The organism is Nocardia sp. NPDC051832 (assembly GCF_040681285.1).
In the GTDB taxonomy this organism is placed as follows: domain Bacteria; phylum Actinomycetota; class Actinomycetes; order Mycobacteriales; family Mycobacteriaceae; genus Nocardia.
Window position 1 is genome coordinate 1,646,246 of the sequence record NZ_JBFAYL010000001.1, and the last position, 16,325, is coordinate 1,662,570.

Here is a 16,325-nt window from a genome sequence, read left to right on the forward strand (position 1 = left end):
ATGCTGGACGCCGGTATGAGCGAGTGTGGCCACGAATCCGCCGCTCATGCAGCGGCTCGCGCATCAGCGAGCCGCAGGCAGGTGCTCGGAAGGAGGCGCGGGTGGTCAAGAACCCGTCGACCGTAGGGATCGCGCCGGGCGAAGGTCTCATCGCGCGCTTCGGCGAGGTCGTCATCTATCTCGGCGGCGAAACCGCCGCTACCGAACGGATTCTCGGCGCGATCGAAGCCGTCGCCGACGGTGACCACCCCGGCGCGGCGATCGTGCAGCGGCTGGCGTCGGTCATCTTCGTCGGCGGTTCGGAGCCGCCGCCGTTCGGACTGGTCGCACCGACGTCCGACGGGACCGTGATTCTTTTGCGCGGCCCGCTGATCGCCGAAATCCAAGGCGCGGAGGGGACCCGGCGACTATCGGGCGCCCGTGCGTTCACCTGGGTCGACGAGATCGTGCGCGAGCCGGTGCGCCGGATCAGCGTGAGCGGCAACATCGAGATGCCGGCGCATCCGCGCTCGAACCTGCGCGACGGGATCGTGCCGGGCGGCGGGTTCGAGTTCCGGATCGGGCTGCGGCGCGCCGGGAAGCGACCCGCCCAGCGGGCCACCACGAAGCCCGAGGCCGCGCAAACCGCCCAGCCCGCCCAGACCATGCCCGCGGGATTCGACGCCCTCGATGAACCCACCGTGCCGGACCGCTCAGAGACCTCCAGCCGCGAGCGCACGCAAACCTCCAGCCGCGAGCGCACGGAAACTTCCAGCCGGGAGCGCACGGAAACCTCGGGCCGGGAGCGCGCGGAAACCACCCAGTCCCCGGCCACCGGCAAACCCGCGCAGCCGCGCCGCGTCACCGACTCCGAGGGCCCCACCGCCAAATCTCAGGGCGGGCGCGCCGAACCGGCCGGCACGGAAGCCATGCCGCAGGCCTGGTCCCAGGTCCCGGATCCAGAACCGGTTGTACTGCAAAAGAATCCGACCCCCGAGGCGCCGCATCCGCCCGCTACCGCCCCGGATTCCCGGGGCGCGAACACCGGCGCGCTCGTCTTCGGGGACACCGCGTTCCCGTTGGATCGCGCCTACGTCCTCGGCCGCAGCCCGTCGGCCGACGACTCGGTCCGCACCGCCGCCGCGGCCCCGCTGCAGGTCCCGCGCGACCGGCACGTTTCCCGGGTGCACGCCTACGTCACCCCGGAACGCGGCAAGGTCTTCGTCCGGGACGCCGCCACCCCGGCGGGTACGTTCATCGCCGCGCCGGGCGCCGAGAAGTGGACGCGGATCGGCACCTCGGCCACCGAGCTCCCGCCGGGCTGGAGCATCCGGATCGGCGAGCGCGTGGTGACCTATCGACCCGCCGAACGCCGATCGGCGGTGCCGAAGATCTTGCAGAAGCGACGCTGACCGGGGGTTGCTGGCGAATCGCCAGGTGAGAGAGGACAATACCGACCATGCACCGCAGCAGTCCCAGACAGGACATCGACGAGTCGGCTCTGAGCGTCACCCCGCCCAAGCAGCAGGCGGCGGGCCTGACCGCCGTCGCCGTCTCGCTCAAGCGGTCGATCGAGGAGATGGGCGTGGTCCGCACCGCCCGCACGCTGGCGCGGGTCAACCAGGTGCACGGCTTCGACTGCCCCGGGTGCGCTTGGCCGGAGCCCTCCGGGCATCGCCGCCCCGCCGAGTTCTGCGAGAACGGCGCGAAGGCGGTGGCGGAGGAGGCGACGCTGCGCACCGTCACCCCGGAGTTCTTCGCGACCCATTCGATCGACGAACTGGAGAGCAAGTCCGGCTACTGGCTGGGACAGCAGGGGCGGCTCACCCACCCGATGGTGCTGCGCCCCGGCGCCACCCATTACCAGCCCATCGACTGGGCCGACGCCTACCGGCTGATCGCGGATGAGTTGCGCGCCTTGGCTTCTCCTGACGAGGCGGTGTTCTACACCTCCGGGCGCACCGCCAACGAGACCGCGTTCCTCTACCAGTTGCTGGTCCGCAGTTTCGGCACCAACAACCTGCCGGACTGCTCGAACATGTGCCACGAATCCTCGGGCACGGCGCTGAGCGGTTCCATCGGCATCGGCAAGGGCTCGGTATCGATCGACGACTTCGGCAAGGCCGATCTGATCATCGTGGCGGGCCAGAACCCGGGCACCAACCATCCGCGCATGCTCAGCGCGCTGGCCGGCGCGAAAGCCGGCGGCGCCAAGGTGATCGCGGTCAACCCGCTGCCGGAGACCGGCCTGCTGGGCTTCCGCGATCCGCAGACCGTCCGGGGCTTCACCGGCGGCGTCGAGATCGCCGACGACTTCCTGCAGATCCGGCTCGGCGGCGACATGGCACTGTTCCAGGGCCTGGGCCGCCTGCTGTTCGAGGCCGAGGACCGCGCCCCGGGCACGGTGGTGGACCGCCCGTTCGTCGACGCGCACTGCGCGGGCTTCGACGCCTACGAAACCCATACCCGCGCAGTCGATCTCGGCACCGTGCTGGCGGCGACCGGACTCACCCGCGACGATCTCGACCGCACCGCGGCGCTGCTCGCGCACTCCGAGCGGATCATCATCTGCTGGGCGATGGGCCTGACCCAGCAGACGCACGGCGTCGCCACCATCGAGGAAGCCACGAATCTGCTGCTGTTGCGCGGCATGATCGGCAAGCCCGGCGCCGGCGTCTGCCCGGTGCGCGGCCACTCGAACGTGCAGGGCGACCGCACCATGGGCATCTGGGAGAAAGTGCCCGACGCCTTCCTCGACGCCCTGGATCGCGAATTCGGCATCACCAGCCCGCGCGCCCACGGCTTCGACACCGTCAACGCGATCCGCGCCATGCGCGCGGGCCGGGCGAAGGTCTTCTTCGGCATGGGCGGCAATTTCGTCTCCGCCACCCCCGACACCGCGGTCACCGAGGCCGCCCTGCGCGGCTGCGGGCTGACCGTGCAGGTGTCTACCAAACTGAACCGCAGCCACGTCGTGCACGGCCGCACCGCCCTCATCCTGCCCACCCTGGGCCGCACCGACGCCGATGTCCGCGACGGCGTGAAACAGCAGGTGTCGGTAGAGGATTCGATGTCGATGGTGCACTTATCCACGGGGCGATTAGCCCCGGTCAGCGCGCACCTGCGCAGTGAGGTCGGCATCGTGTGCGAACTCGCGCTCGAACTGTTCGGGCCGGACCATCCGGTCCCCTGGGACCATTACCGCCGCGACTACGACAAGATCCGCGACGCCATCGCCCGCGTAGTCCCCGGCTGCGCCGACTACAACACCCGCGTTCGCGAGCGCAATGGCTTCGTCCTGCCGCATCCCCCGCGCGATGCCCGCGAATTCCGCACCGCCACCGGCAAAGCCAACTTCGCGGTGAACGAACTGCGCTGGCTCGAGGTCCCGCCGGGCCGGCTGATCCTGCAGACCTTGCGCAGCCACGACCAGTACAACACCACCATCTACGGCCTCGACGACCGCTACCGCGGCGTGCACGGCGGCCGCCGGGTGGTGCTCATGCACCTGGACGACATCACCGAATTCGGCTATGTCGATGGCGATCTGGTGGATGTGGTCTCGGAGTGGACCGACGGCTCCGAACGCCGCGTCACCGGCTTCCGCCTGGTCGCCTATCCGACCCCGCGCGGCAACGCCGCCGCCTACTACCCCGAGACCAATCCGCTGATACCGCTGGACCACGTTGCGGCACGGTCGAATACGCCGGTCTCCAAGGCCGTCACCATCCGGCTGGAGCCGCACGTGCACGTCGGTGCCGGCTCGTGAGTCGTGTCACGGCTCGTCGACCGACCCTGCGGGTCACCGCCACCGGGCAGATCACCCGACCGGACACCCTCGCCGTCGAGGAGCCACTGGAAATCCGGCTCGGCGGAGCGTCTTTGACGGTCACCATGCGCACCCCCGGCAGCGATATCGACCTGGTGCACGGATTCCTGTTGAGCGAGAACATCATCGCGACCGCCGAGGACATCGTCAGCGCGCGCTACTGCTCGGGCACCGACGAGAACGGGCAGAACACCTATAACGTCCTCGACGTCCAACTGCGCGCACCCACAACGATCCAGCCGCGCGCGTTCCTGACCACGAGCGCCTGCGGGCTCTGCGGTAAGACCGCCCTCGACGACGTCCGGGCGCGCACCAGGTACCCGATCCCGGCCGACGGGCTGACCGTCGGCGCCGGTACCCTGGCGGCGATGCCGGGCACGCTGCGGGCGCGGCAGGCGGTGTTCGACGCCACCGGCGGCCTGCACGCCGCGGGCCTGTTCGACGCCGGCGGTGCACTGCTCGCGATCCGCGAGGACATCGGCCGGCACAACGCGGTGGACAAGGTCCTGGGCTGGGCGCTGCGCGAAAACCGCATTCCCGCACACGATCTCATCCTGATCGTCAGCGGACGCGCCTCCTTCGAACTGGTGCAGAAAGCCGTGCAGGCGGGCATTCCGATGCTCGGCGCCGTCTCTGCCCCGAGTTCCCTGGCCGTGGATCTGGCCGCCGAATCCGGCCTCACCCTGGCCGGCTTCCTGCGCGGCGAGACCATGAACATCTACACCGGCGCGCACCGCCTCACCGGGATCCAGCACTAGGCCTATTGCCGGTACCTGTGTCGCCGGTTTACGGTGACAGCACCGATCTCCTCGGCAGGGAATGGAGTGACCGATGCGGATCAGGGTAGAGGGCAAATCCGGCGGGGTGCGGGTCCGGATGCAGTTCCAACAGCATCGCCGCCGCTGGCTGGCGGTACGCATCATGCTGGGCATCCTGGCCGCCACGGGCCTGCTGACCGGGCTGTGGGCAGTCTTCGCGCCGCGATCCTGGTACACCAGCTTCCCCGGCTTCGGCATGCAGTGGGTCTCGGTCGACGGCCCGTTCAACCACCACCTGGCCGGTGATGTCGGCGGCTTCTTCCTGGGCATGGGCGCTATCTCGGCCTTCGCGCTGTGGCGCGGCGGGCCCGCGCTGGCGCAGGCGGCGGGTCTGGGATGGCTGGTGTTCTCGGTGCCGCACCTGATCTATCACGCGGCCCACAAACCCGCCGAGATCGGCGCTTTCAGCTACACCCTCAGCTTGATCAGCGTCTTCGCCCTGCTGGGCCTCGGCCTGGCCTGCATCCTGGTGCCGCCGCGCGGCCCGCATGTCCCTGATCCGGACCCGATCGAATTCCGCTTCCCCCGACGCCGCCAGCGGCGCTGAAACTGTGAACGCCCCACCGCCTTCGGAAGGCCGCGGGGCGTGCACAGTGGGAGTGGATTCAGGCCCAGTCCCAGCCTCGGACCGTGGTGAGATGGCCTAGCGCCCGCACCACGGCCGGAGCGCACAGGTGGCCGTCTTCCGGTCCGAGCCAAGCCATTTCGGCGATCTCCGCGGCCGGTGCGGGAACTCCCTGCCCCGGTGCGCGGAAACAATGCATTTCGACGAGGGTGCCGGGGCGACCATGGGCCGGAGCCGTAATGGTCACCTCGGGTGTGATGGCGTGTTCGGACAGCTGCACGCCGACTTCCTCGCGGACTTCACGGACGAGCGCTCGCGCCAGGGTTTCCCCCGGCTCCGGTTTGCCGCCGGGGAGATAGAAGGCGTCGCGGCCCTGCGTGCGGACCGCGAGCAGCCTGCCATCCTCGACACACAACCAAGCAACGGACGTGAGCGTTCGTTCCATGTCCAGCAGCCTACGACGTGCCGAAACCTGTTGGAACTCAGGCCTCGAGCGCGTCCAGCAGTGCGGCCCGCTGGCGGGCGCCCAGTCCACCGATGCGCCGGTCCTCCGGGATCTCGGCCTGGTCCATCAGCTTGGCGGCCTTGACCGGTCCGACACCAGGAAGCGCCTTGATCACGGCCGCGACCTTCGTCTTCTTCACCAGATCATCGGTCTCTGCCTTCTTCAGCAGTTCCGCGACCGAGACCTTGCCAGCCTTCACCTTGCCGATCAGTTCGGAGCGCGCCTTGCGCACCGCGGCCGCTTTGGCCAACGCCTCGGTGCGCTGCTCGGCGGTCATCGTGGGCAGTGCCATAACTCCTCCGCTTTCACTCGTCACTCGAACATCTGGATCGAACATCTGGTTGACCGGACCGAGTAAACAGCACGTACCTGGGTGTTCCATCGCGACACACCGCGTAAAGGTAGCGATGAGTTTTCTCGTGTCGCGGCGTCAGAACTGGTGTACCGCCCGTGAATAACGGGCGAAACGGACGAAAGGAATACGGAACATGCGTCTTTCATTCACCCAGTTCGTCACCATCGACGGTGTGTACCAGGCGCCCGGCGGTCCGGAGGAAGATACCAGTGCCGGATTCACGCACGGCGGGTGGTCGGCTCCCTTCGACGACGAAGCCTTCGGCGCGTTCATGACCGAGGTGTTCGACCAGGCCGACGCCTTCCTGCTGGGCCGGCGCACCTACGACATCTTCGCGAGTTACTGGCCGCTGCACAATGATCCGGCCGATCCGATCGCCGCGCGTCTCAACGATCTGCCGAAATACGTTGCTACGTCGACACTTGAACATGCCGACTGGTCGGGAACCGAACTGCTGCAAGGCGATATCGTCAAGGAAGTCACCGCGCTCAAGGAACGACCGGGTCGCGAACTCCAGGTGCACGGCAGCGGCAATCTGGCGCAAACGCTGTTCGCACACGACCTGATCGACACCCTCCATCTCCTCACTTTCCCGGTGCTGCTCGGGACCGGAAAGCGCCTGTTCACTCCAGACGCCCAGCCCACCAATTTCCGGCTCGCGGGCACCCGCGCCACCTCGACCGGCGTGGTCATCAGCAGCTACGAACGCGCGGGCCGGCCCGAGTACGGAACCATCGGCGAATGACTCGCAGGCGGACCGCCCCCGGGCCGTAACGGCGGGCCACAGCGGGCCGACAGAATGTACGTAAAGACCTGCACAGGACAAAGGTTCAACGGCGAACCAGGGGGAGCAAAGACGCTCCCCATCCCGGGCGCGACCCACAGCGGTCGTCACCGGTCCACAGCAGCTCGCAGTAATTGCCACAGCCAGGAAGTCCGGGTCGTCGGCGCCGCACCCCGCCCGGGCGACCCGCCTGGTGAGATCCGCCCGCTCGACCGTATCCCCGGCTGTTACCCTCCGAATTGAAACACGTTCCAATCCGCTAGGGGTTTCCATGACAGAGCAGATCCGCAATGTGGTCGAGCAGTACGTGAAGCTGGTCGGTTCCGGGCCGACCGAAGACATCGTGCAGCTCTACGCCCCCGATGCGACAGTGGAGGACCCGATCGGCACCGAGCCCCGGCAGGGCCACGACGCGATCCGCGAGTTCTACGACGTGATCGCCAACCTGGACCGGGCCACCGAGCTGCACGCGGAGACGGTCCGGATCGCCGGCAATCACGCGGCCTTCATGTTCTCGCTCGTCACCAAGTTCGGTGACCAGAAGTTCACCCTCGCCCCCATCGACGTGATGGAGTTCGACGACGCGGGCAAGATCATCCGGATGCGCGCCTACTGGAGCCAGGAAGACATGAGTAGCGCCCCCAACTGATGTGGTTGAGGGCGCTGTAGGCGGAGCGCGGCGGGTGAACCGGGACCCGGGTCTGGAGGCCCGGTCCGCCCGCCGCCGTGGCAGCTAGGCGATATCGAAAGCGGTTGTCCCGGAGGCCAGCTCGAGCAGCCGGTCGACGCAGCGCGGACCGGTGATCAGGCGTAGCGTGCGCCCGGTATGCCCGACCCACTCGCGGGCCTCGGTGAGCACACGCAGTCCGGCGACGCCGAAGAACGTGATCTGGGAGAGATCGACGACCACGGCGGGCGCGGCGGTGTTCAGACAGCCGATGACCGCACGCCGGAAATGCTCGGCGGTGAACTGGTCGACCTCCCCCGCGACGGCGCACAAGGTGACGGATTTACTGGGCTGAGTGATCGAGACCCTGAGCCGATCCGCGGGATCAGAGCGCTGCGGCGTGGCAGTACACCGCTTGGTCGGCGTGGCAGTGATCTGGGTGGCAATGACGGTGGACATGGGAACCCCGGTCCTGTCGCGCTCGGCAACCTGCGGTCTCATCGAATGAACCCGTTGCCGGCGAGAATGTTTCGCCGCGAGCAATGTGGCTCGAGACTGGGCTGGCTGCTCAACCCTGATTCCGGTGTACCCCAACAGACAGGTCTGTACACCTAGTTGTCACGATGACATTGCGACAATCACCGGCGGCGCAGCATCGCGTAGTGGCAATACCAGATCCCACCGCTGGTCGCCACAGACGACTCCCTGCTGAAAACATTGACCAGTTCGAACCCGAAGTGCTCGTCGAGCCACTCGACACAGCTGGTCAGCATGGCGAGATTCCCGCCGTGATCGGGCTGAAAGAACTCGCTGACGTTGAATTTCATGCCCTTCTCGGCCATCAACGCGAACACCAAGAGATGTTTGTGCTCATAGGTACGCATATCGACGCTGCCGCTGAGGATGGCCCGCACGTCCAAAGGACGCAGCGGGCCAGCCACGGACTGCAGCTGCGGCTGCGGTTGCATGTAACTCTCCCCCGACGATCTCCGAGTAAGTGCTACGCCGACTTCTCGCGCCGCTCGGTGCGCTGCGCCTTGCGCGGGACGATGGTGGGGAGCACGTTCTCGGTGACCGTGTCGGCGTTGACGACCACCTTGGCGACGTCGTCGCGGCTGGGGATGTCGTACATCACCGGCAGCAGGACTTCCTCCATGATGGCGCGCAGGCCGCGGGCGCCGGTGCCGCGCAGGATGGCCTGATCGGCGATCGCCTCCAGCGCGTCCTGGGTGAACTCCAGGTCGACGCCGTCCATTTCGAACAGGCGAATGTACTGCTTCACGAGCGCGTTCTTCGGCTCGGAGAGGATCTTGACCAGGGATTCCTTGTCCAGGTTGGTCACCGAGGCGACGACCGGGAGGCGGCCGATGAACTCGGGGATCAAGCCGAACTTGATCAGATCCTCCGGCATCACCTCGGCGAAGTGGTCCATGGTGTCGACCTCGGCCTTGGACCGCACGTCGGAGCCGAAGCCGATACCGCGATGGCCGGTGCGCTCGGAGACGATCTTCTCCAGGCCCGCGAACGCGCCCGCCACGATGAACAGCACGTTGGTGGTGTCGATCTGGATGAATTCCTGGTGCGGGTGCTTGCGGCCACCCTGCGGCGGCACCGAGGCCTGGGTGCCCTCCAGGATCTTCAGCAGCGCCTGCTGCACGCCCTCACCGGAGACGTCACGGGTGATCGAGGGGTTCTCGCTCTTGCGGGCGATCTTGTCGACCTCGTCGATGTAGATGATGCCCGTCTCGGCGCGCTTGACGTCGTAATCGGCGGCCTGGATCAGCTTGAGCAGGATGTTCTCGACATCCTCGCCGACGTAGCCAGCCTCGGTGAGCGCGGTGGCGTCGGCGATGGCGAACGGCACGTTCAGCATCTTGGCGAGGGTCTGCGCGAGGTAGGTCTTACCGCAGCCGGTGGGGCCCAGCATCAGGATGTTGGACTTGGCCAGCTCGACCATCTCACCCCGGCTGTCGCGGCTCTTGTCGCCCGCCTGGATGCGCTTGTAATGGTTGTAGACGGCCACGGCGAGGGTGCGCTTGGCGGTGTCCTGACCGATGACGTAGTTCTCCAGGAAATCCCGGATCTCGGCCGGCTTGGGCAGCTCATCGAGTTTGACCTCGCTGGACTCCGCCAGCTCTTCTTCGATGATCTCGTTGCAGAGGTCGATGCACTCGTCGCAGATGTACACCCCTGGTCCCGCAATGAGCTTCTTGACCTGCTTCTGGCTCTTTCCGCAGAACGAGCACTTGAGCAGATCGCCGCCATCTCCGATGCGCGCCATCTCGTGGGTCCCTACTTCCTTGTCCGCGTGCAACCGTCTGTCCAGGTTGCCAGCTATCCGCCACACTCGCGTGTAATCACGAACACTTCGAGCATTTCGCGCGGGTCGAGCCGAGCCGTCAACCGGGAGCAAAGGTCCCTAGCTCGACCGTACCCGGTGAGTGCGATGGAGGTCGACAACTCGAGCATGTTTCTCGCCCCCGGTTGTGCGAGTCCGCACCGCTTTGTAACACGTTCCACACTACGAGGGCGGATTCGTCCCACCCTGGGCCCGGATCAGCCGATCCGCCCGCCGGAGCAGCCGGATCCACTGACGAAAACCGGCCGGGCAGTCTGCCGCATGGCACACCGCCCGGCCGAATCCAGTTGCTCAACAGCAACTTTCGAGCGATTACGCCTGTGCGCTCAGCTTGCGGTACGCGAAGACCGAGTCCACGATGCCATAATCCTTGGCCTCTTCGGCCGAGAGGAACTTGTCGCGGTCGGTGTCCTTGCGGATCACCTCCGTGTCCTTACCGGTGTGGCGGGCCAGGATGTTGTCCACCCGCACCCGCGTGCGCTCGAACTCGTCCGCCGCGATCGCCAGGTCCGAGACCTGGCCCTGCATCCCGCCGCCGGTACGCGGCTGGTGGATCAAAACCCGGGAATTGGGCAGGCAGGCCCGCTTACCCTTGGTGCCCGCCGCGAGCAGCACGGCCGCGGCGGAGGACGCCTCGCCGAGGCACACCGTGACCACATCGGGCCGGACGTACTGCATGGTGTCGTAGATGGCCAGCATCGCCGAGATATCGCCGCCCGGCGAGTTGATGTAGAGGGTGATGTCGCGGTCGGGATCCATCGACTCCAGCACCAGCAGCTGCGCGATGACGTTGTTGGCGGTCTCGTCAACGATCACTGCGTCGAGGAAGATGATGCGCTCCTCGAACAGCTTGACGATGGGAGTGATGACCTTGGACCCGTAGCTGGTCCGCTCCTCGAACTGCGGGATATAGCGGGCCTGCAACCCGGGCATGGCCATGCCGCCGAGGCCGGCACGTGGGTCGAATTGGTTTGCCATCTGCGTCTCCAAAGTCTTTGTCTGGGATGGTTTTCGCTGCTACTGACCGACGCCGCCGGCCTGGCTGGCCCGGTTGATGACCCGGTCGATGAAGCCGTACTCCAGCGCCTCCTGGGCGGTGAACCAGCGATCCCGATCGGAGTCGGTCTCGATCTGCTCCACGGGCTTGCCGGTGTGCAGCGACTGCAGCTGGTTCAGCTCTTCCTTGTTCTGCCGGTACAGCGCGGCCTGGATCGCGATGTCGGCAGCCGTACCACCGATACCCGCGGACGGCTGATGCATCATGATCCGCGCGTGCGGAAGAGCGGAGCGCTTGCCCTTGGCGCCCGCGGTCAGCAGGAACTGGCCCATGGACGCGGCCAAGCCCATCCCGATCGTGGCCACGTCACATTCGATGAACTGCATGGTGTCGTAGATGGCCATCCCAGCGGTGACCGAACCGCCCGGCGAGTTGATGTAGAGGTGGATATCGCGCGACGAGTCCTCGGCGGCCAGCAGCAGCATCTGCGCGGTGAGCTTGTTCGCGATGTCGTCGTTCACATCGGTGCCCAGGAAGATGATGCGCTCGCGCAGCAACCGCTCGTACACCGAATCACTGAGGTTGAGACCAGCAGTCGCGGACGTCATGACGACCCCTGCCTGGTTGTTTGTCACGGATACCTGCCTTCTCTGCTCACCGGCTTGCTTGTACGGAAAACCTACACAGCGTTCGTTCTCACAAACACTAACGAAGCGGGGCGGCACCGAACTCCCGGTACCGCCCCTTCTTCGCTCAGAGCGCAATCAAGATCGTGCCGCCCTGGCTTTTTCTGAACTTATTCGGCGGCGACGGCTTCGGCTTCGTCGGCGGCGGCCTCGTCGACCGGGCCACCGAACATCTCGGCGGTGTCGACGGCGTTGCCGTTGGAGTCGGTCACCTTGACCTGACCGACGATGCCGGCCAGGGCCTTGCCGCGGCGAACGTCGGCGAAGATCGCGCCGAGCTGGCCTGCCTGCTGCACCTGCTGGATGAACTGCTCCGGCGACAGGCCGTAGCGCTGGGACTGGAACAGGATGCGCTCGGTGAGCTCCTCCTGGCCGACCTGGGTGCCCTCGGCCTCGGCGACGGCGTCCAGCAGCAGCTGGGTCTTCACCGACTTCTCGGCCGATTCCTTGGTGTCCTTCTTGAACTCCTCGAGCGAGGAGCCCTGCTCTTCGAGGGCCTCGGCCAGCTTGGCCTCGTCGTGATCGAAGCCGTGCACGGCGTCGTGCTCGACGGCGTCGATCTCGGCCTTGACCACGGCCTCGGGCAGCGGAACGTCGACCTTGTCCAGCAGGGTCTCGAGCACCTTGTCGCGGATCTCGCCGGCCTGGGTGACCTTCTTGACGCGCTCGACGCGGCTCTTCAGGTCTTCCTTCAGCTCGTCCAGGGTGTCGAATTCCGAAGCCAGCTGGGCGAATTCGTCGTCGGCCTCGGGCAGCTCGCGCTCCTTGACCGACTGCACGGTCACCTTGATGACCGCGTCCTTGCCGGTGTGCTCGCCGGCCACCAGCTTCGAGGTGAACTCACCGGTCTCGCCGGCGGACAGGCCGACCAGGGCCTCGTCCAGGCCCTCGATGAGCTGACCGGAGCCGACCTCGTGGGACAGGCCGGTGGTCGAGGCGTCGGCCACCTCCTCGCCGTCGACGGTGGCGGACAGGTCGATGGAGACGAAGTCGCCGTCCTGGACCGCGCGCTCGACGGCGCTCAGGGTGCCGAAGCGCTGGCGCAGCGACTGCAGCTGCTCCTCGATGTCGGCATCTTCGATGGTGAACGCGTCGACGGTGACCTCGATGTCGTCGTAGGCCGGGAGGGTGATCTCCGGGCGGACGTCGACCTCGGCGGTGAAGGCCAGCTCCTGACCGTCCTCGATCTTGGTGATCTCGATCTCCGGCTGGCCGATGACCTTGATCTCGGCGGCGGTGACGGCCTCGCTGTAGCGGGCGGGCAGCACGTCGTTGACGACCTGCTCCAGCACGGCGCCGCGGCCGACGCGGGTCTCGATCAGCTTGGCCGGGGCCTTGCCGGGACGGAAGCCGGGAATACGAACCTGCTGGGCCAGCGCCTTGTACGCCTTGTCGAAGTCGGGCTTCAGCTCCTCGAAGGGCACCTCGACATTGATCCGGACCCGGGTCGGGCTCAGCTGCTCGACGGTGCTCTTCACGGACATGCTCCTTGTTCGTTGTTCGGTTCGGTGTGCACGACGAAGCCAGGGACGCCTGGTCTACGCATCCGGACCAGGGTAGTTGAACGACGCCCCGCGGGTTTTTCCGCCCCCGGGGTCAGGTTTTACTTGCCGATTTTCACAGCGTCGGTGACGAAGACCAGGGTCTCGTTCGGCTTGATGCCGTTGCCGCCCTGGCCGTAGCCGAGACTCGGCGGCACGATCAGCAGCCGGCGCGCGCCCTGCTGCACGCCCACCAGGCCCTGGTCCCAGCCCTTGATGACCTGGCCGCTGCCGAGGGTGAGGGTGAACGGCTTGCCCCGGTCGAAGGAGCTGTCCAGCTTCTGCTTGTCCGACCACGTGATCAGCGAGTAATTCATGCTGAGCGGGTCGCCCGCGGCGGCGCCGGGACCGCTGCCCGCGACCAGGTCCTTGACGACCAGTTTGGTCGGCGGGGCGCAGGTGTCCGGGATGGTGATCTTCGGCGCGGTGCCGAAGCCGCCGACCACCTCGATGTCGTCGGCGGTGCATTCGGCGCCGGTCGCCTTGGCGGGCACCTTGCCGAAGGTCGCCTGCGCCGCGGACGAATCCGAGCTCTTGTCGTCGTCCGAGCCACAGGCGGTCAGGGTGAGCGCGGCCACGGCGACGGCGCCGATTCCGATGATCCTGCCGAGAGTTCGCATGCGGCGGAGAGTATTGCACCCGAGCGCCGGTTGCCCATCCGGCCTCGGTCCGGCGTCACCTAACGCAGAATGGGTACGGCACGCAAGACGGCTGAACAACCGAGCGTGAGGAGTCGGGGAAATGACCCAGACCACCGGCGCCGAGGACGACACCTCGGCCGACAATGTGGGCGGTAGCAGCGGAGACACCATCGCACCCACCCCCTACCGGCTCGGCGACACGCCGGGTCCGCTCGGTCGGGACGAACTGACCTCGATCGACGCCTGGTGGCGCGCCGCGAACTATCTGGCCGTCGGCCAGATCTATCTGATGAGCAATCCGTTGCTGCGGGAGCCGCTGGCGGCGGCGCACATCAAGCCGCGGCTGCTCGGGCATTTCGGCACCGTGCCCGGCTTGAATCTGGTCTGGGTGCACGCCAATCGGGCGATCCGGCAGCGCGGGTTGAACGCGGCCTTCGTCGCGGGGCCGGGGCACGGCGGGCCGGGCCCGAACGCCTGCGCCTGGCTGGAGGGCACCTACTCCGAGCTGTACAGCCACATCCCGCGCGACGGCGCCGGGATGGGTGCGCTGTTCGCCCAGTTCTCGTTCCCGGGCGGGGTTCCGAGCCATTGCGCGCCGGAGACGCCGGGTTCCTTCCACGAGGGCGGTGAGCTCGGCTATTCGCTGCTGCACGCCTTCGGAGCGGCGCTGGACAATCCGGATCTGACCGTGTTCTGCGTGGTCGGCGACGGTGAGGCCGAGACCGGGCCGCTGGCCACCAGCTGGCACGCCAACAAGTTCCTCAATCCCGCGCGCGACGGCGCCGTGCTGCCGGTGCTCGCGCTCAACGAGTACAAGATCGCCAATCCGACCATCCTGGCCCGGATTCCGGAACCGGAGCTGATGTCGCTGCTGCGCGGCTACGGCTACGACCCGCTGGTCGTGGCCGGCAACGATCCGGCGGCCGTGCATCAGGCGATGGCGACCGCGGTGGACACCTGCCTGGAACGAATCGCGCAGATCCAGCGCGCGGCACGCGGCGGCGCCGACGGGGTCCGGCCGAGCTGGCCGATGATCGTGCTGCGCACCCCCAAGGGGTGGACCTGCCCGCCCAAGGTGGACGGGGATCAGGTCGAGGGGACTTACCGCGCCCATCAGGTGCCGCTGCCCGCCGCGCGCACCGACGACTCCCATCGCGCGGTGCTCGGCCAGTGGTTGCGGTCCTATCGCCCGGAGGAGCTGTTCGACGAGGCCGGGCGGCCGGTCTCGGAGTTGATCGACCTGGTGCCCGGCGGCGATCGGCGGATGAGCGCCAACCCGGTGGCCAACGGCGGCATGCTGGTTCGCGATCTGCGGCTGCCGGACTGGCGGGCGTACGGCGTGCCGGTCGACGCGCCCGGCGCCGGTCAGCACGAGGCGACCAGGGTGCTCGGGGCCTGGCTGCGCGATGTCACCGCGGCCAACCCGGACAACTTCCTGACCTTCGCACCCGACGAGCTGGCCAGCAATCGGCTGCAGGACATCCTGGAGGTCACCGGGCGGGACTGGCAGGCCGAAATCGGTGAGTACGACTCGCAATTGGACCGCACCGGCCGGGTGATCGAGGTGCTCTCCGAGCACATGTGCCAGGGTTTGCTGGAGGGCTATCTGCTCACCGGCCGGCACGGGGTGTTCACCTGCTACGAGGCGTTCATCCACATCATCGACGCCATGTTCAACCAGCACGCCAAGTGGCTGGACGCCAGTGCGCAGGTGCCGTGGCGGCGGCCCATCGCGAGCTTGAATTACCTGCTGTCGTCGCATGTTTGGCGGCAGGATCACAACGGGTTCACGCACCAGGATCCAGGGTTCCTGGACGTCGTGCTGAACAAGAAACCCGAGATCGTGCGGGTGTATCTGCCGCCGGACGCGAACACTCTGCTGTCGGTGTACGACCACTGCCTGCGGTCCAAACACTACGTGAATGTGGTGGTGGCCGGGAAACAGCCACAGCCGGACTGGCTTTCGGTCTCCGACGCCGCCGTGCACTGCGCCCGCGGGGCCGGGATCTGGGATTGGGCGGGGCACAACGACACCCTGGGCAGTACACCGGATGTGGTGCTCGCCTGCGCGGGCGACGTGCCGACGCTGGAAACCCTCGCCGCGGCCGCGATTCTCCGGGACCGCATGCGGGAGTTGCGGATTCGGGTGGTCAACGTGGTCGACCTGATGCGCCTGCTGCCTGAGCAGGACCATCCGCACGGGCTGCCGGACCGGGAGTTCGACACGCTGTTCACCCGGGACCGGCCGGTGATCTTCGCCTTCCACGGCTACCCGTGGCTGATCCACCGGCTCACCTACAAGCGCACCAACCACTCCGAGATCCACGTCCGCGGATACAAGGAAAAGGGCACCACCACAACGCCTTTCGATATGGTGATGCTCAACGACATGGACCGCTACCACCTGGTGATGGATGTGATCGACCGGGTGCCCGGCCTGCGGGAGAAAGCGGCCGGGCTGCGCCAGGAGATGGTGGACGCGCGCTGGAACGCCCGCGCCTGGACCCGCGAGCACGGCGAGGACATTCCGGTCGTCGCGCACTGGCAGTGGCCCGGCCCGAGCCGCTGAGTTACCTGCGGAAACTCCCTTGCGACGTTC

At 67.2% G+C, this 16,325-nt stretch carries 16 protein-coding genes; 7 read left to right on the top strand and 9 right to left on the bottom strand.

Features of this window, described 5'->3' with window-relative positions:
• Nucleotides 1-101: 101 nt before the first annotated feature.
• The 4 genes from AB0M14_RS07365 to AB0M14_RS07380 all read left to right on the top strand — a co-directional run bounded on the left by AB0M14_RS07365 (nucleotide 102) and on the right by AB0M14_RS07380 (nucleotide 5,173).
• Nucleotides 102-1,391, top strand: a complete 1,290-nt coding sequence (locus AB0M14_RS07365) for an FHA domain-containing protein (protein ID WP_364989916.1) — start codon at nucleotides 102-104, stop codon at nucleotides 1,389-1,391.
• A gap of 47 nt (nucleotides 1,392-1,438) precedes the next feature.
• Entirely contained in the window at nucleotides 1,439-3,748 is a 2,310-nt protein-coding gene (locus tag AB0M14_RS07370; protein WP_364989920.1) for an FdhF/YdeP family oxidoreductase, read from the top strand.
• Nucleotides 3,745-4,566, top strand: coding sequence for a formate dehydrogenase accessory sulfurtransferase FdhD (fdhD, locus tag AB0M14_RS07375; protein WP_364989923.1), 822 nt, complete (start codon nucleotides 3,745-3,747; stop codon nucleotides 4,564-4,566). The genes AB0M14_RS07370 and fdhD overlap by 4 nt, the downstream gene beginning before the upstream one ends.
• A 73-nt stretch (nucleotides 4,567-4,639) precedes the next feature.
• Entirely contained in the window at nucleotides 4,640-5,173 is a 534-nt protein-coding gene (locus AB0M14_RS07380; protein WP_364989925.1) for a hypothetical protein, read from the top strand.
• 58 nt (nucleotides 5,174-5,231) lie between these two features.
• Here AB0M14_RS07380 and AB0M14_RS07385 read toward each other — a convergent pair whose 3' ends face one another.
• Both AB0M14_RS07385 and mihF read right to left on the bottom strand, forming a co-directional pair.
• Nucleotides 5,232-5,636 (bottom strand): NUDIX domain-containing protein, encoded by a 405-nt coding sequence (locus AB0M14_RS07385; RefSeq protein ID WP_364989927.1) that lies wholly within the window; start codon nucleotides 5,634-5,636, stop codon nucleotides 5,232-5,234.
• 37 nt (nucleotides 5,637-5,673) lie between these two features.
• The gene (mihF, locus tag AB0M14_RS07390) at nucleotides 5,674-5,988 is read right to left on the bottom strand and encodes an integration host factor, actinobacterial type (protein ID WP_194819046.1); all 315 of its coding nucleotides are present in this window, start codon (nucleotides 5,986-5,988) and stop codon (nucleotides 5,674-5,676) included.
• A 196-nt stretch (nucleotides 5,989-6,184) separates the two neighbouring features.
• Between mihF and AB0M14_RS07395 the strand changes: the two genes are divergently transcribed.
• On the top strand, nucleotides 6,185-6,796 hold the full coding sequence (locus AB0M14_RS07395) for a dihydrofolate reductase family protein (RefSeq protein WP_364989929.1): 612 nt from the start codon (nucleotides 6,185-6,187) through the stop codon (nucleotides 6,794-6,796).
• Nucleotides 6,797-7,106: 310 nt separating this feature from the next.
• The gene (locus AB0M14_RS07400) at nucleotides 7,107-7,484 is read left to right on the top strand and encodes a nuclear transport factor 2 family protein (protein WP_364989931.1); all 378 of its coding nucleotides are present in this window, start codon (nucleotides 7,107-7,109) and stop codon (nucleotides 7,482-7,484) included.
• An 84-nt stretch (nucleotides 7,485-7,568) separates the two neighbouring features.
• On the opposite strand, the gene AB0M14_RS07405 is transcribed toward AB0M14_RS07400, so the two are convergent.
• The 7 genes from AB0M14_RS07405 to AB0M14_RS07435 form a co-directional block, all read right to left on the bottom strand.
• Nucleotides 7,569-7,961 carry an STAS domain-containing protein gene (locus AB0M14_RS07405; protein WP_364989934.1) on the bottom strand — a complete coding sequence of 131 codons (393 nt, stop codon included), beginning with the start codon at nucleotides 7,959-7,961 and terminating at the stop codon, nucleotides 7,569-7,571.
• A gap of 179 nt (nucleotides 7,962-8,140) precedes the next feature.
• The gene (locus AB0M14_RS07410; RefSeq protein WP_364989936.1) at nucleotides 8,141-8,470 is read right to left on the bottom strand and encodes a hypothetical protein; all 330 of its coding nucleotides are present in this window, start codon (nucleotides 8,468-8,470) and stop codon (nucleotides 8,141-8,143) included.
• Nucleotides 8,471-8,502: 32 nt separating this feature from the next.
• The gene (gene clpX / locus AB0M14_RS07415) at nucleotides 8,503-9,783 is read right to left on the bottom strand and encodes an ATP-dependent Clp protease ATP-binding subunit ClpX (protein ID WP_364989939.1); all 1,281 of its coding nucleotides are present in this window, start codon (nucleotides 9,781-9,783) and stop codon (nucleotides 8,503-8,505) included.
• A 390-nt stretch (nucleotides 9,784-10,173) separates the two neighbouring features.
• Nucleotides 10,174-10,839, bottom strand: coding sequence for an ATP-dependent Clp protease proteolytic subunit (locus AB0M14_RS07420; protein WP_364989941.1), 666 nt, complete (start codon nucleotides 10,837-10,839; stop codon nucleotides 10,174-10,176).
• Between the two features lie 39 nt (nucleotides 10,840-10,878).
• On the bottom strand, nucleotides 10,879-11,466 hold the full coding sequence (locus AB0M14_RS07425) for an ATP-dependent Clp protease proteolytic subunit (RefSeq protein WP_364989944.1): 588 nt from the start codon (nucleotides 11,464-11,466) through the stop codon (nucleotides 10,879-10,881).
• A 188-nt stretch (nucleotides 11,467-11,654) separates the two neighbouring features.
• On the bottom strand, nucleotides 11,655-13,022 hold the full coding sequence (tig, locus tag AB0M14_RS07430) for a trigger factor (protein WP_364989945.1): 1,368 nt from the start codon (nucleotides 13,020-13,022) through the stop codon (nucleotides 11,655-11,657).
• Between the two features lie 125 nt (nucleotides 13,023-13,147).
• Nucleotides 13,148-13,705, bottom strand: coding sequence for an FKBP-type peptidyl-prolyl cis-trans isomerase (locus tag AB0M14_RS07435; protein WP_364989947.1), 558 nt, complete (start codon nucleotides 13,703-13,705; stop codon nucleotides 13,148-13,150).
• A 121-nt stretch (nucleotides 13,706-13,826) separates the two neighbouring features.
• Between AB0M14_RS07435 and AB0M14_RS07440 the strand changes: the two genes are divergently transcribed.
• Nucleotides 13,827-16,295 (top strand): phosphoketolase family protein, encoded by a 2,469-nt coding sequence (locus AB0M14_RS07440; protein WP_364989949.1) that lies wholly within the window; start codon nucleotides 13,827-13,829, stop codon nucleotides 16,293-16,295.
• Nucleotides 16,296-16,325 lie beyond the last annotated feature (30 nt).